This window comes from Paraburkholderia dipogonis (genome assembly GCF_046027395.1).
GTDB lineage: Bacteria > Pseudomonadota > Gammaproteobacteria > Burkholderiales > Burkholderiaceae > Paraburkholderia > Paraburkholderia dipogonis_A.
This window is the reverse complement of sequence record NZ_JAQQEG010000012.1, coordinates 109125-124630: the sequence shown is the minus strand read 5'-3', so window position 1 is coordinate 124630 and position 15506 is coordinate 109125. Positions and strand designations below refer to the sequence as shown.

Annotated in this window: 13 protein-coding genes and 1 pseudogene; 8 read left to right on the top strand and 6 right to left on the bottom strand. The window is 61.1% G+C overall.

Annotation, left to right across the window (positions count from 1 at the left end; genetic code table 11):
* Positions 1–3: 3 nt before the first annotated feature.
* Positions 4–1482, top strand: a complete 1479-nt coding sequence (locus PQR32_RS14345) for an EAL domain-containing protein (RefSeq protein ID WP_408227549.1) — start codon at positions 4–6, stop codon at positions 1480–1482.
* A 65-nt stretch (positions 1483–1547) separates the two neighbouring features.
* A complete protein-coding gene (locus PQR32_RS14340) occupies positions 1548–2999 on the top strand; it encodes an aminotransferase-like domain-containing protein (protein ID WP_408227546.1) in 1452 nt (483 codons plus the stop codon).
* Positions 3000–3022: 23 nt separating this feature from the next.
* Here PQR32_RS14340 and PQR32_RS14335 read toward each other — a convergent pair.
* Positions 3023–3293 (bottom strand): annotated as a pseudogene (locus tag PQR32_RS14335) (ester cyclase); the annotation flags it as partial.
* A gap of 567 nt (positions 3294–3860) precedes the next feature.
* On the opposite strand from PQR32_RS14335, the gene PQR32_RS14330 reads away from it, so the two are divergent.
* From PQR32_RS14330 to PQR32_RS14305, 6 genes are all read left to right on the top strand, one after another.
* Entirely contained in the window at positions 3861–4301 is a 441-nt protein-coding gene (locus tag PQR32_RS14330; RefSeq protein WP_408227543.1) for an Hsp20/alpha crystallin family protein, read from the top strand.
* Positions 4302–4315: 14 nt separating this feature from the next.
* The gene (locus PQR32_RS14325) at positions 4316–4729 is read left to right on the top strand and encodes an Hsp20/alpha crystallin family protein (RefSeq protein ID WP_408227540.1); all 414 of its coding nucleotides are present in this window, start codon (positions 4316–4318) and stop codon (positions 4727–4729) included.
* 80 nt (positions 4730–4809) lie between these two features.
* The gene (locus PQR32_RS14320) at positions 4810–5091 is read left to right on the top strand and encodes a hypothetical protein (protein WP_408227538.1); all 282 of its coding nucleotides are present in this window, start codon (positions 4810–4812) and stop codon (positions 5089–5091) included.
* Positions 5092–5163: 72 nt separating this feature from the next.
* Positions 5164–5730, top strand: a complete 567-nt coding sequence (locus tag PQR32_RS14315) for an Hsp20/alpha crystallin family protein (protein WP_408227535.1) — start codon at positions 5164–5166, stop codon at positions 5728–5730.
* 131 nt (positions 5731–5861) lie between these two features.
* Positions 5862–6320, top strand: a complete 459-nt coding sequence (locus tag PQR32_RS14310) for a phosphate-starvation-inducible PsiE family protein (RefSeq protein WP_408227532.1) — start codon at positions 5862–5864, stop codon at positions 6318–6320.
* A 321-nt stretch (positions 6321–6641) separates the two neighbouring features.
* Positions 6642–8327 (top strand): sensor domain-containing protein, encoded by a 1686-nt coding sequence (locus PQR32_RS14305; protein WP_408227529.1) that lies wholly within the window; start codon positions 6642–6644, stop codon positions 8325–8327.
* Positions 8328–9307: 980 nt separating this feature from the next.
* Here PQR32_RS14305 and PQR32_RS14300 read toward each other — a convergent pair.
* The 5 genes from PQR32_RS14300 to PQR32_RS14280 all read right to left on the bottom strand — a co-directional run bounded on the left by PQR32_RS14300 (position 9308) and on the right by PQR32_RS14280 (position 15506).
* Positions 9308–10195, bottom strand: coding sequence for a MurR/RpiR family transcriptional regulator (locus tag PQR32_RS14300; RefSeq protein ID WP_408227526.1), 888 nt, complete (start codon positions 10193–10195; stop codon positions 9308–9310).
* A gap of 33 nt (positions 10196–10228) precedes the next feature.
* The gene (locus tag PQR32_RS14295; protein ID WP_408227523.1) at positions 10229–12097 is read right to left on the bottom strand and encodes a TRAP transporter large permease; all 1869 of its coding nucleotides are present in this window, start codon (positions 12095–12097) and stop codon (positions 10229–10231) included.
* 56 nt (positions 12098–12153) lie between these two features.
* On the bottom strand, positions 12154–13200 hold the full coding sequence (locus PQR32_RS14290) for a TRAP transporter substrate-binding protein (protein ID WP_408227520.1): 1047 nt from the start codon (positions 13198–13200) through the stop codon (positions 12154–12156).
* Positions 13201–13262: 62 nt separating this feature from the next.
* Positions 13263–14045, bottom strand: coding sequence for a phytanoyl-CoA dioxygenase family protein (locus PQR32_RS14285; RefSeq protein ID WP_408227517.1), 783 nt, complete (start codon positions 14043–14045; stop codon positions 13263–13265).
* Positions 14046–14114: 69 nt separating this feature from the next.
* Positions 14115–15506 carry a four-carbon acid sugar kinase family protein gene (locus PQR32_RS14280; RefSeq protein WP_408227514.1) on the bottom strand — a complete coding sequence of 464 codons (1392 nt, stop codon included), beginning with the start codon at positions 15504–15506 and terminating at the stop codon, positions 14115–14117.

Genomic DNA, 15506 nt, shown 5'->3' with positions numbered 1-15506 from the left:
GGTATGGCAGTCGTGCTGGTCGCCTGCGCAGGCACCTCACTCGCTCTTGCAGCTCCGACCGACACTGGTTCCAGTCGCAGTCTTACGTTTGAACGCAACGTCTGGCAGCAATTGACGGACTGGCTTACCGGTCCACCAGCGCCCCCGATTCGCTTCGGCTCAGCCTGCGCGTCCATTGCGCAGTTGCCCGTTATTCCCGCCGTCCTTGCCGGACCGGTCGCTGGCCCGACGGCTGTACTGACTAATACTTGCGATTCGCTGGACGACACGCGTGCCGATGCCACCGGCACCGCTGCTGCGATGGCCAGCTCGGGGCCAAACGTTGTGACGCTGCTTAGGGAACTGCGGTGGCAAATCAGGGACCATGCGGCGGCAGAACGAGGCGGCCGTCTGGCCTCTGACGCAGTGGCCGGTACCGCGTCGCGGGTCGACCGCGCGGAGCAGTTGCCGGAACCAGCGATGGAGACCCTGGATTGCCCATCGGGTGGAGGTTGTGAAACGCGAGCGGGATCGCCTTCGATCGGCACCGACACGCTCGTCTCGGTGCAGCCTTCGGCGAGCACTACTACGCAGCGTACTTCAGTATGGACCATATTGGGATTTATATTGTGGCCGATCCTGGTGGGGGCCTTGGTCGTTGTTGTCGGTTGGGCCCTCAAGTGGTGGTTTCGCTACGACAAGTCCCTGCTGCGTGCAGCGCGTGCAGGGCTGCGTCGTGGCCGGTTCCATGTTGAGTATCAACCTGTCGTTGGCGTGCGGCGGGCCAGGTGTGTCGGCGTCGAAGCATTACTGCGATGGGAAAACGAGAAATATGGCGCGCTGGGGCCGGCCCACTACATGGAGTTCATTGAGAGCAGTAGCCTGATTGGGCCAATGACGCGATTCGTCCTGTCGCGTGCCGCTCAGGATCTGCGGGAAATCGGCGTTCCGAAATCGCTCTACCTGGGCGTTACCGCTCCCGCTTCTTACCTGGTAAATTCCGCGTTCATCAGGGACCTGGGTGACGTTGGCTCCCTCGGTCTTCCACCGCTAATACTGAAGATCGACGCAGGCAGCGCGAGGAAGTTCAGAAAACGTCTCATCCCGATGATGGCGCAGGCGCGTGATATGGGAATGCGTTTTGCCCTGTCGGGCGTGCGTCCCACTGACGTCGGACTTGAACTGCCGGCAGACATGACCTTCGAAATGGTGAAGATTGACAGGGAAGTGTTGGGAATGGATCCCGATGATCGCTCCAGACAGATCAGTGCGTTGACGAGCATGGGCCATGAGATGGGCGCCGTGGTCGTGGTCGAAGGCATTGAGAACGCGGCGCATCACAACATCGCGCGGGCAAGCCGGGCCGAATTCGGTCAAGGTTTCTTCTACAGCCGTGCACTCGGTGCCAGCCGGCTGAAGGCATTTCTCCAGACCGCCAACGCCCCGTCCTCAAAGCCGGCGGGAGCTGCAACCGTGCTCGGCTGGCGGGTCCGAAATTTCTAAATGAGGCATTCCGCCCGCAACCGGAGCGACCCGAGTCAACTCTAGTTAATTAGCATGACATAATAATGAAGCGCTATCTTCAGCTGGCGGCAGAGTTCGAAAACCTGATTGCGAGCGGTACGCTTGAGCCCGGCGTGCGGCTCCCGTCGGTGCGCCAGGCGAGCAGTTCGTATCGCGTCAGCCCTTCAACGGTTTTCCAGGCTTACTACACGCTCGAACGACGAGGCCTGATCGTAGCAAGACCTCGGTCTGGTTATTTCGTCGCAAGTCGGCCTGCGCTACCGAAATCACTAATGATCGTTTCGAAGCGCAGTATTGACGAGGCTGATGGCGACAGCCTGGTTATCCGCTTCATGAAGGCTCAACGTCGATGCGCGCATCCGGGGCTTGGCTCTTCGGAGCCAAGTGCCCAGTTGTTCCCGTTTGGCCGGATCTCGCGCTCGTTGACTGCGGCGACCCGGAGTATGGCGAGTTCCCGGAATGCCTTGTCGGCGGGAAAGGCGGAAGCAGATCTGCGTCGCCAGATCGCCCTGCGCTACATTGTCACAGGCGTTACCGTTCCAATCGATGAGGTTGTCGTGACGAGCGGCGCGCTCGATGCACTGATACTGTGTCTGCAGGTTCTGACGCAGCCTGGAGACACCATCGCAATAGAGCGGCCCGCTTTCCATGCTGTGCAAGATGCGGTTCAGCGCCTGCATCTGAAGGCCGTGGAAATCCCTGTCGATCCACACCATGGACTCGACCTCGGCGCATTAGCGGAGGCGTTGCGGCATCATCCCGTACGGGCTTGCTGGTTTATGACGACGCTGCACCAGCCTACCGGCGCGACGCTCTCCGATGAACGGAAGGAGGCGCTCGTGAGGCTGCTGGCAAAACATGGCGTGCCGCTAATCGAGGACGACGTATTCCGCGAACTGCATTTTGGCTTGACGCCCGCGTATCCGGCGAAGCGTTTCGATTCTAACGGCCTCGTGCTGCACTGCGGTTCGTTTTCGAAGAGCCTTGCGCCTGGACTGCGCCTCGGTTGGGTAGCGGCGGGACGATACGCCGCGAGAATTGAGCACGCGCGTTGGCTGACGATGGCCCCGGCGTCGGTGCCCGCACAATGCGCAATCGCCGACTACCTTGAGCATGGGGACTACGACCGGCTTCTACGCAAACTGCGTCGCGAACTGGCTTCCCTTCAGGCCCGGATGGTGGCCGCCGTCGTCAGGTACTTCCCGCAGGGGACATTAGTGGTCCGGCCGCCGGGCGGATTCTTTCTATGGGTGGAACTTCCAGAAGGAGTCGAGGCAGTGCAGTTGTTCGAGATGGCGGAAGCGCACGAAATCGCGATAGCACCCGGTGCAATCTTTTCATGCAGCCGCGAATTTCGCCGTCACATCCGGCTTAACTATGGTCGTCCGTGGACCCCGGACGTTGAAAAGGAGATGCACACTTTGGGCATGTTGGCGAGGCGAGCAATGGCTGAGCAAGGGACAGCCCGGCATACTGGGCGCGAAGGAGCGGAATAAATAGCAGACGAGGAGCCATGATTGATGAGTCCGAGTTGCTGCTGGGCGGTCTCACTGTCATCCAAGCCGATTTCTTCAACGAACTTGCCGTCTTTGAGCCGGAGCACGGTCGTGCCGCTGAAGCGCATTTTCCGGCAGGTCGTAGTCGGCACGATCCAATGAGGAAATCGTTGAACGCCGGACGTTATGCGTGCCGCCACCCTCCCGCCGGCCGACTACATAGTCCCCCTCGGCGATGTGATCAGCGGTACCCCAGAAGTTGAGGTCCGGGAATGCTTCGCGGAAATCGGTCATGCCATCTCCTGAGGGAAAACAGATCACCAAAAAAAGGAATCCGGCTGCGCGCGAACAGCGAGATGGGTAACGCCCGCGGTGGGGCGCAGCCGTGCCAGCGTGCTGGCGGATAGCGAAATAAGGTTTCACTCCGCCTGCTTCAAGAGGCCGCTGAACGGCCAGTTTGTAACAAAATGTTTTAGCCGACGATGATGCGCCGCACGCTGCCCAGACGGTACAGCGTGCGTCCGCGCGGACCGGCCCGGCGCGGTTTCGGCATCACGGGGCAGGGCAGGTCGCCAGCCTTTTCGATGGCTTTCCCACCAGCATCGGGCCGCGTGATTCAGCTCGGCTCCGTGCCGCCGATTCAGTGAGCGAAACTCACAGCGTCCCGACAGCCTTCGCGCTGCTGCGACCAACCGGCGCACTCCCTTGAAATTTTGCGCGGGCGTTCCTATTCTGGGTTTCGCTCAGGCAGTCGCGTTATCGCGCTGCGTGTTTCGATTTGTTTGTCAGAGGCTTGGCAGGCGAACTGGAGCGCGTGCGCCCGTTCGCCTTCCTTTCATGTTTGAAAAGGAGGATACGACCATGAGTGATCTCTACTTCGGGAGCGACCTCTTCAGCGAGTTCAACCGCTTGCAGCGGCAGATCGATGAACTCTTCGGAGGCTTCCCGTCCAGCATCCGCTCCATCAGACGCGGTACTTTCCCGCAAGTCAACCTCGGCGTCACCGACGACACCATCGAGATCGTCGCATTCGCGCCCGGCATGAAGCCGGACGAACTCGATGTTTCGATCGACAAGGGCCTGTTGACGATCAGCGGCCAGCGTAAGTCAGCAACGCCCGACGGCGACAGCGACCGGAAGGTCTACGCCGGGGAGCGCTTCGCCGGCACCTTCAGGCGGGTCATCGAACTACCGCAGAACGCTAACCCTGACAAGGTGCAGGCGCGTTATGTAGACGGCTGTCTGTGCGTGACGGTGAGCAAGCACGAGTCGTCGAAGCCCCGGTCGATTACGGTCCAATGATTGAGGAGAGAGCCATGAGCGATACCACTCAAGTTATCGAACGCGAACAGCCAACCAGCGTGACGCCGAGCACGCAGGCGAAGTCCGCGGAACGCAGGGCAACCATCGTGCCGGCCGTCGATGTCTTCGAGGACCAGACGGGCATCACGGTTGTGGCCGATCTACCCGGTGTTTCGAAGGACCGGCTCGATGTGAAGGTGCAGGACGGCAACCTCGTGATCGAGGCCGAGGCGCGCGTGCCGACACCCGACGGCTTGCGGCTGCGGCATGCCGAAATGCCGGCGCCCAGCTACTTCCGGGCCTTCACGCTGAGTCCGGACTTCGACACGGCAAAGATCGAAGCGAACCTGCAGGACGGCGTGCTGAAGCTGCGCATTCCGCGCAGTGAAAAGGCTCAGCCTCGTCGCATTGAGGTCAGGGTCGGGTAACCCGGAGCACACCATTACGACAATGAGGAAACCTGGTGGCGCGCCGCTGGGCGCCACCATCGCATTTCTGGGAGTTTGCAATGGAAAGCGTCACACAAGAGTTCTGGAAAGGGCATCAAATCAACATCCGCCCCGTGCCGGTTCGATACATTCACACGCCGGTATCCGCCCCTGACGGCTATGTGGCGATCGTGCAGATCTGCATGAACGGCGACGTGCTGGCCGACTGGCACCTGCCGCGCTACGGCGAACGGTGGCGCAGTCAGCAGGAAGCTGAGCGCGAAGCGATGCAATACGCCGTTCAACTGATCAATCGTGGTGTATGGGGTGAATCGGTGCAAGCGTTGGGTTTGGCCGCGTAGCACGTTTGAGCGAGGTCGGACTTTTCCACGTGCACCGAACGTCAATCATCTTGCAATTTGTTGGAGGATGAAATGAACACTGATCTGAGCAAATGGAACCCGTTCAAATTCCTGCGCAAAACGCAAACCGAAAAAAACGGCGAGCAATCATCGCCCAGTGCACCAACGTCGAAGCACTGGCTGGCCGAGTGGCCCGATGTGTCCCGGTTCTTCTCATTGGACCCGTGGCGGGCGATGGGCGAGTTCCTGCACGATCCGTCCGCAGACGTCAACGGTCTTGACCGATGGTTCGGCGACTTCAGTTCATCGCGGTTCCAGCCGCGCATCGATGTCGTCGATGACGGCGACGCGCTGCGCATCACCGCTGAACTGCCGGGCATGGATCGCGAGAATTTGCAGACGTCCATCGAAGACGGCGTCCTCGTTCTGCGTGGCGAGAAGAAGCAGGACACGAGGAGCGAGGAAAACGGCTGCTACCGGCTGGAGCGGTCGTACGGCTCATTCACTCGCATGATTCCACTGCCCGATGGGGTCGACGTCGACAAGGTGGATGCAAAGTTTGACAAGGGCGTCCTGACGCTTTGTTTGCCAAAAACGACTTCCGCCGGCTCCGCGGTCAGGAAGATCGAGATCAAATGAGTTCTTCGGCGCGTAGGGTCGAACGGTAGCGTGCCCGGGCGGCGTGGCATCTATTCGCCACGCCGCCCGGCGGCACTGTGGGATTAAGGCAGCTAACTATGAATGGGAAAAGGGATAGGGCCCGCAGGGCGATGGACGCGCTCCGGTTGGAGCTGCACGTCCTCGGTTTTTACGAACGCTTCGAACAGGCTGTTGCTCATATTCTGAGCATCGTCATTTCCGTGATCATTGCCATATCACTGTGGCAACTCATCCGCGCGGTAGTCGCATTGCTCCTGTTGAAAGCGCTGAACCCGCTGGATCACGCTGTGTTCCAGACGGTCTTTGGCATGATCATGACGTTGCTGATTGCGATGGAGTTCAAGCACTCCATCATCCGCGTGATGCTTCGACGCGATCATATCGTGCAGGTGAAAACGGTCGTACTGATCGCTTTGCTCGCGATCGCGCGCAAATTCATCATTCTTGATCCGAACACGGATCCTTACCGGATTGGCGCGCTGGCCGCCGCACTTCTGGCACTGGGCGGGGTCTATTGGCTCATGCGTCAGCGCGATGATCCGGTTGAAGCGGAGGGATTCCCGGAGTGACATTGACTGTCGGCGCTCTCACAGCAAGACGTCCCGGTATGGCTACAGCGGTCGCTCCAGGCTCCCCGCACGCGCCCGTGGATATGCGCTGCGGGCCGCTCGATGACTTTGAGAGACCGTGAGACGCGCGCGCCCGACGCACTGCAGCCCTACCCATAGCGGCGTAGCGTTGCGCTGACCGCGTCGTGCAGGCACTGGGGGCGCCCCTGCTTGGCGAAGCTTTTCAGTTCACAAACACGGCCTATCCTCCTACGATACACACTGGTAGCGATTTCAGTCATAGGGGGACCGTGGCATCGGTCCGCCAAGGGAGATAAAGGCGTGGAAGACTTTCAAGTGCTCGACCACATCACGGACGGGGTGATGTCGCTTGACCGGGAGTGGAAGTTTCGAAACATCAACCGCACCGCTGCGCGGCTGCTGAAGCGCCGGTCGACGGACCTGCTGGGTCGCGAGATCTGGGCCGAATACCCGGACCTCATTGGGTCGAGCTACGAAACGGCCTATCGGCAGGCGGCCGAGACCGGTATGCCCAGCACCGCGACCGACTTCTACGCGCCGCTCGGTACCTGGTTCGAAGTGCGGGCGTTTCCATGCGACGACGGCGTCACCGTGCTGGTTCGCGATGTCACCGAAGCGCGCGCGATCTCCGAACTCTTGTCGCGCCAGGCCACGCACGATGAACTGACCGGCCTCATCAACCGGCGCGAACTGCTGCTGCGCCTGAACCGTCTCGTCGACGAAGGCGCGGCCGATTCCGTCGATCTGCTCTTCATCGACCTCGACCGTTTCAAGGACATCAACGATTCGTTCGGCCACGCGGCGGGCGATGAAGTGCTGCGCGTCGTCGGCGAGCGTCTTTCGGACCTGCTCACCGAACGCGCCCATGCATCGCGGATCGGCGGCGACGAATTCGTAATTTTCCTCGTCGGCGCGCCCGAGGGCGAGGCCGCGCGCGTCGCGCGTGACGTCATAGTACGCATGCGCGAGCCCATCCAGACGCCATCCGTGCGGGCGTCGGTGGGCGCGAGCATCGGCGTGGCGCGCTACCCCGTGTCGGCGTCGGATGCGGGCGAGTTGCTGCGTAACGCGGACACCGCGATGTATCACGCGAAGCGCATGGGCGGCTCGCACGTGTGGTCGTTCGGCAAGGAGGATGCGCAGCGCCTCTCGCATCGCCTGCGGCTACGCGCGGATCTGGAAAGCGCGAGCGCCGCGCATCAGTTCGAACTGCACTACCAGCCACAACTGGACCTGGAAACGGGCCGTATTTACGGCGCCGAGGCGCTTCTGCGATGGAACCATCCCCAACTGGGCCTGCTCATGCCGGGCCACTTCCTCGACGTGCTGCTTGAATCGCCGGCCTACGAGGCGACGGGCGAATGGCTAATTCGCCTCGCGTTCCGCCAGGCGGCGCAATGGCAGGCGACGGACCGCACGCCGTTCAAGATCGCCGTCAATCTCTCGGCCACGACGATCCAGAACTGCGATCTCGCCGCATTGGTTTCGGAGGCGGCCGAGGCGTCGGGCGTGTGCGCTTCCGTACTCGACATCGAAGTGACGGAGACCGCTGTCATGAGCGACTTCGTCGCAGCGTCGCGCTCGCTCTCGGCCGTACGAAGGCTCGGCGTGACCGTCTCGCTCGACGACTTCGGCACCGGCTACTCGAGCCTCGCGTACCTCACACGGCTGCCTGTCGATCGCATCAAGATCGACAAGTCATTCGTGCAGGGGCTCACCGTTGAGGAGACCTGTCACCAGGCACGCGCGATGGTCGAAGCGATGGTGGCGCTCGCGCGCGCGCTGGGCATGGGAACGGTCGCGGAAGGCATCGAGACCGAAACGCAACTCGTTCTCGTCAGGGAGCTCGGGTGCGATGCGGCGCAGGGATACTTAATCGGCAAGCCGGTGTCGGCAGTGCACATCGAACCTTATGCAGAGACGCGGTTTGGCCCGGCGCCGACTGCGCTTTCGTCGTCGCAGGGCACACAAAGCGGATCGCGCTAGGGGTCAACGCGTAGTCGACCGGTTCGCATTGCTTCTTCTTACTCCCGGTGAGCCGGCATCTGCCTTCGCGCGCCTTCACGCCTGCGAAAGCCAGAAACCCGATATCTAGCGGCGATGCGCTGCAACCAGAGCGGCCAAATTGGGCCTTCAGAAGGGTTTTCGGCGGCTCCGCGACGGCGCTCAAACAGACTGATGGTGATCAACCGCACGACGGCAGGCTGGCATCCGAAGGCTGACCAATGACGCCAGGTGCACGTACGCGTTAAGCATGGGTTAACGTTCAAAGAAATTAGATAGCAAGAAACGGAGTGCATGTGCCGGGCTGCTGCCATAACCTGATCATTCGATCCCGCAGTTGCCGAGGTCGGCGGACACCCCACGGTACGCTCGAACCATGCTTAATCTTGCAGGCGCGCGATACGTCAATTCTTTCATCGACATCGTGTTCCCCTGTCTTTCATTGACTGGAGTCCTACCATGTTGCCATTTCTCTCGCTTCACGCTCTCGCAGCCCAACGGGGTGACGGATTGCGCCCTGAACTTCTGGCCTTATTTGAACGAAATGCCGGATCACATGCTGGTCTCGCTGCCATCATCGAATCTGACGAAACAGAGCCCCTTAACCAGGTGATAGACGCCGTGCCCGAAGACCCTGCGAAGCAGTGCGGAGCCGACGAGCCGTCGGCGAACGCCTCATGCCGGCGCGAAAGCGGACAATAGGGGGCGGGTTTTGAGCGACTCAGACGGATCGGTCAGCGACAACATTCGAAATGCCCACTTGGAAGCCCTGACGTACGAAAAAGTCCGAATCTTGAGGGCACCCCGACAGGGGCATTTTGTTCAGCGGCATCCGGGATCGGATTCATACTTTTGGAAAAGAGCTCGACGCTGACATCGAGCGTGACATCGCGAAGACGCCTGAATACAGCGGTCCTGCCATGAGCGAAAGAAGATGGAAATGCTCTTTGCCCGAACGGCCTTCACACCTTGCCTTCCTCGACAAAGCGATCTGTTTCGGCGAGTACATGCACCGCGTCGCGATGATGGTGGATCGCGTAAGCGGAGTAGAGCACGTCGAGCACCGCGATCTGGCCAATCTTGGCGGTCGTGGACTCGGGCGCCTCAGGGCGATCGATCGCATCGGCCTGCTCGGCAGTGATGAGAGAGATGTCTGCGTAACGTGTTATCGGCGACGACGGAAAGGACGTGATGCAGACAGTATGGGCTCCTCGCTCGCGCGCGATCTGAAGAGCCCGCACCGTGGTCTTCGTGCGTCCCGAATTGCTGATGCCGAACACGACGCATTTTTCGTCGAGATTCACGGACGCGAACTGCTGGATGCTCTGATCTCGATAGAAGATGCATTTCTTACCCACACGAAAGAATCGCACCACACCATTTTCCGCAGCGAGCGCGGATGTGCCGGTCGCAAAAAAGACCACGTATTCGCAGGCACTCAATGCTTCGACGACGCGCGCGACGACCTCCGGCTGCAACTTCATCATGGTCTGATCGAGCGTTTCGCGCAGCGCGCCGTGCACCTTGCGCATAACGATATCCAGCGAATCGTCCGGCTTGATATGGTCGTAAATTTCGCGCGTCTCGCTTGCGGGTAGTTCCTGCCGACGGCGTGACAATTCTTCGGCCAGCGATATCTTCATCTGCTGGAAACTTTCGAAGCTGAACTCTTTGACGAAGCGCGTTACCGTGGCTTCCGACACTTCGCATTTTTCGGCCATTTCGCGGATCGTCATTGACTTTGCCTGGGCAGGCGAGCGCACGATGTGCAGGCCGATCCGCCGTAGCGCCGGATTCAGTTCCGGCAGGCGTCCGCGGATGAGCGCGATGGTTCCGTTGGCAGAATTCATGGGTCAAGTTTGTTCCGGTAGAGAGCGCCGAATTCAAAGGAAAGCCGTTGATACCCAAGGCACCGCGGCGACCACGGCCAGCCCGACAATCAACGCCACGAGATAGCCCCAGATCCGGCGCATCGCGAGTGACGGATCCACGCGGCCGATTGCGCAAGCCATGTAGTATCCCACTCCAAAAGGCGGGGCGAACAGGCCGACACCCATGGCCAGCACCACAACCATCGCATACTGTACCTCGTTGATGGCGAGCGTTCGCGCAACGGGAAACAGTAGCGGACCGAACAGGACAATAGCGGGGATGCCTTCCAGCACGCTGCCCAGTACGATGAATGTCGCAACCGAGACCACCATGAAGGTCGGGGCGCCTCCGGGAAGATGCGACATCACGTCGGCAAGGTCTTGTGAGAAGCCGGACTGCGTCAGCGCCCACGCCATACCCGTCGCCGTGCCGATGATAAGCAGAATCGAGCCTGAGAGCGCGGCTGTGTCAACGAGCATGGCTTTAAGTCGGCGCCATTCGAACTGGCGATAGATCAGGAGCCCGACCACTACGGCATACACCACGCCGATCGTCGACACCTCGGTCGCCGTCGCAACGCCTTCCACGACGGCCGTACGGATGACTACGGGCAAGAGCAGGGCGGGCAGCGCGACCACGAGGCTGCGGCCGATCACGTTCCATGCGGGGCGTGAGATTTGCGCCTTCCCCTCGCTCCGGCTGCGGAACCATACCACGACGCACAGCGCGAGCCCCAAGGTGATGGCGGGCAACAGGCCACCAATAAACAGCGCGGTAATCGAGACGCCCGTCACCGAGCCGATAGTGATGAGTACGATACCCGGCGGCACGGTTTCCGTCTGCGCCCCGGTTGCGGCGAGCAACGCGGTCAAATCGCCAGGGTCCGAGCCGCGCTTCTGCATTTCGGGAAACAGAACCGGGGCGACCGCGGCCATGTCCGCGGCCTTGGAACCCGAAATGCCAGACAGCAGATACATGGCGCCGATCAGCACGTACGACAGGCCGCCGCGCACATGCCCAAGCAGGTTGGCCAGAAACGCCACCATCGCACGCGCGATGCCGGTCATTTCCATTAACTGGCCGACGAACACAAAGAGCGGCACCGCCAGCAACATGACATGCGACATACCCTCGTCCATCCGGCTGACCACCACGGTGAGCGGCACCGCGGTCGTCAGCGCGAGATAGCTGAAGGTGGCGAGACCGAACGCGAAGGCGATCGGCACGCCGGCCAACACCGTCACCGTGACGATACCGACGAAGAAAATCACCAAATTGTAGTTGCCGAGCCGTTCGAGCAGCGGGTGCGCGAGAGCGAGCAGGGCGCCGATGGCCATCACCATCATCACGGCGCCCAGCGTTGCACGCCAGTTGGCCACGCGCGTCAGCTTCAATAGTGCTGACAACGTCATCAGCGCCGCGCCGGCGGGCATTGCCGCAGCCCGCCACATGGAGGAGAGTTCGAGCACGGGTGTGGAGACGTCAGCCTCGTGATACGCATAGCTGAACGCGGGCGCGAGAATCAGCAGGAGGAAGGCAAGTGATGCAGCTACCGCGAGAACATCGAAAAAAGCACGAGTCGTGGCGCTTACCCGGTCAACCAGTGCTGTCATTCGCATGTGGTTGCCACGCCAGAACGCAATCACCGATCCGAGCATGGCGAGCCATAAAAAAAGCAGCGATGCCAGTTCGTCTGACCAGTCGAGCGGACGGTGCAGCGCGTAGCGCGACACAACGCCACTAAACAGCAGCACGACTTCGGCCAGCACGAGCAATGCGGCCGCCGCTTCGACTGTCCAGACCAGCGCGCCCTCCAGCCTCGCCGCGAGGTTGTCTGGCGGCGCCGGGAACGGCGCGGTGTGAGTCATGTGGGACTTCATCTTCTTTCTCCTGGGCTTCAACTTCGGTACCTGGATTCGCGGACGGGTGGCTCGCGTCAGCCAAGCTTACCCACGGCTTGCTCCAGCAACGCCCAGTAGTCATTGCCGTACTTCTCACGCATATCCGCGTAGAAACGTGTCTTCCCAAGTGCGGTGCGAAAGGCGGCCGGATCGACCGTCGAGAATTGCAGACCCTTCTTCGAAAGATCCGCTTGCAAACTTTTGCTCAGCGCGACAATGTCGGCTCGCTGATCCTGGACGGAGCGTGCGAATTCGGTCTCGACGATCTTTTGCAAGTCGGGCGGCAGGCGGCTCCACGCGTCTTTGTTGGCGAGAGTCCAGAAGCCGTCCCAGATGTGGTTGGTCAGGCTACAGTACTTCTGCACTTCATAAAACTTTCCGGAGTTGATCAGCGCAAGCGGATTTTCCTGGCCGTCAACCACATGCGTTTGCAAGGCGCTGTAAAGCTCGTTGTAGTTGAGCGGCGTGGGACCGGCGCCAAGAGCCGTGAAGAGCGACGTGTAGGCCGGATTAGGTGGCACACGAAGCTTCAGACCGGCGAGATCGGTAGGCGAACGCACCGCACGCAACGACGAAGTGACCTGGCGGAAGCCGTTGTCCCATAGTCCGCCGATTGCGGCTATCTTTCCGGTGCGGTTGACGTCATCGCGAATCTTCGCACCGAGCGCGCCATCCATGGCCTTCCAGACCTGCTCGTAGTTGGTAAAGGCGAAGCCCGTACTGGCGATTCCCGACGACTTCACATAGTTGCCGAGATTGCCGTGGCCGAGCGTCATGAATTCGACCGCGCCACTGCGTGTCTGCGAAAGCGTGTCGGCATCGGAGCCGAGCTGGTTGGCAGGGAAAAGCCTGATGTCGAGGCGTCCATTCGTGGCAGCCCGGATCCGTTCCAGCGCTTCGCCGGCACGCTTGTTTAGCGGATGCCCCGCGTCGAGCGCCGTGGCGAACTTGTAGTTGAACTCGGCTGCGCGGACGCCGCGCGGCAAAATGGCGGCGAAGCCCGCCGTGATGCCTGCCGCCACGCTGGCTTTAAGCACCATGCGGCGCTTTGAGCCGAGCGGATTTTTCGTGTGCTGGTCCATCGTTGTCTCCTGGGCGCGCTGACAGCGCCTGTCGGTTTTTATCTGGCCGGCGCATGCCGGCGTTAGCCGTGAAAGCTGCTGACGTATTGCGCGAACGCTTCGGGCGGCGTGGCGCTCACCGGCTCGAACGTCTGGTGCGCGATAAATTCCGGCCGGGTCGGCTTGCGAATGGCATTTGACACCGCGCTATACGTGACATACACGATGCGGCGTGGCAGCGGCGTCATGTTGCCCGCAGAGCCGTGCACGGCGTTGCCATGAAACATCAGGACGCTGCCCGCGTTGCCCGTTGCGACTTCGATATCGGTACCGGAGTGGATGATGCTCTCCACGTCCTTCAGGTCCATCCAACGGCGGTTGTTTTCCTTCGGGGTGGTCGGAATCATGCCGCGCTTATGACTGCCGGGCACGAACATGAGTGCACCGTTGGTCGGGTACACATCGTCGAGAAAGATCGCGATATTCATCGCACGCGCCTCGGGCATGCCGTCGTCCTCGTGCCACGTGACGAAGTCCTGATGCCACGGGAACGTATCGCCATCGAACGCGACTTTCGGATTCACCTTGAACTGGTGGATATACAGCGATTCCCCAATCAACTGTTCAACGGGCCGAACGAGGCGCGCGTCGCTGGAGAGCGTGCGGAAGATGTCGCTGTACTTATGACAGCCAAACGCCGTGCGCGGCGCTCCGTTCTTCTCGCGCCAGATTTCAGGGCGCTGCACCTGAGTGATATCAGCGGCTTCGCGGCGCAGGACGTCGACTTCATCGGCTGAAAAAACGTCTGGCAAAACCAGAAAACCGGTTTCGTTGTATTGATTGACCTGGTCCTGGGTGAGCTTCATTACTCTGTCTCCTGTTGGCGGGTGCGCGCACCCGGTTTGATGACTGGTAGAGCTTGGCCGACTCTATGGTCAGCGCCAATGCCGGCCCTCGCGGGCCAGCACAAAATGATTGTCGTCGCCGTTCTGGCCGGCTTTCAGGAGCACCTGTGCGCCGTTCAACGCCGGGTCCGCGGCGTGAATGCGCATGAAGGCGTCCTGGGAAGCCGGGTTGATTGCATCAACGCTGAGCGCGTCGATGCCGAGCCGGCGCATCGTCTGGCTGGACGTGTCGCCGCCCGCCACGACGAAACGCGGCAGACGCCGTCTGGCCGACACCCGCCGTAGCACTGCGCCGTACAGTCCGCCGATGAGCGCCGAGGACTCGGCACCCATCTGCTCGCACACTTGGGTTCCAGTCGCGATATTCGCGTCGTCGAGACCGGAGGCTGTGTAGATCACCACGCTTTGCTCACGCTCCAATGCGCTGCAAACCTGAAGCGCGAGCGAATCGGCGAGTTCGTTTTCGCCATGCACAGCAAGCTCTGCGAGCGGGAGACGCAGCACCAGCCAACCTTGTGATTTTGCATGGGCAATCTGCGCGGCGGTGTGCGGTGTGCAACTCCCCGACAGCACCACGATGCTATTCACGGGGCATTGCGCTGCGCCATTACCAGATTCGGCATGCTGATCGCCGAGGTGTGCGGCGAGTCCGGCCGCGAGGCCGTGCGATGCCAGGGCGAACACGGGCCGTCGCGCTGAGGCATGCCAGACGGCGTGCGCTATTTTGCGAAGGTCGGCAGGCTCGATCGCGTCGAACAGGGTGGCCGCCGTTGCAGTGGCCACATCCGCATCGTGTTGGTCGATCAACGCCACAATCCGGTCCACGGATGCGCGACGCAGCGCGGTGAAATCACAGACGCCGATGGGCAACGTCGTCTGCCGCGCAAGGTGGGCTCGCAGGTCGGCCTCGTGCATTGGGGTAGCGGGATGAGCGGCCATGCTCGGATGGCGGTCAAGGCGAAAGACTTCGCCGCGAAAAGTCGCGAAGTGGTGACCGAACGCGGTATATCGGCCGAAGTCGGGATGCGCCGCGACGATGGGCACGTTCTGGATGCCGAAGCATCGTCGCGCCAGTTCCAGCACCGCGCCGAAGCTGCCCTGCTCAGGCGACGAATCAAAGGTCGCGCAAATCTTGTACTGAATGACTCGTGCGCCGGCCGCCTTGAATAGCTGGAGCGCTGGCTCGATTTCGGCAGCCATTGCGTGCGGCGGCAACGATCGCGCAATACCTGCTACACCTGCCACATCCAGGTTGGCGGTGGCTTCCTTGAATCGTTCCAGACTCGGCGTTTCAACGAACAGGATGCCACGCAAACCTCTGCGATGAAACTCAAGCAGATTACCCGCCGCTCCGGTGAAATCGTCGCCGTAGAAGGCGATCGGAGCGCCGCGTGGCCGTTGCGGAATGGAAGTTTCGTGCAT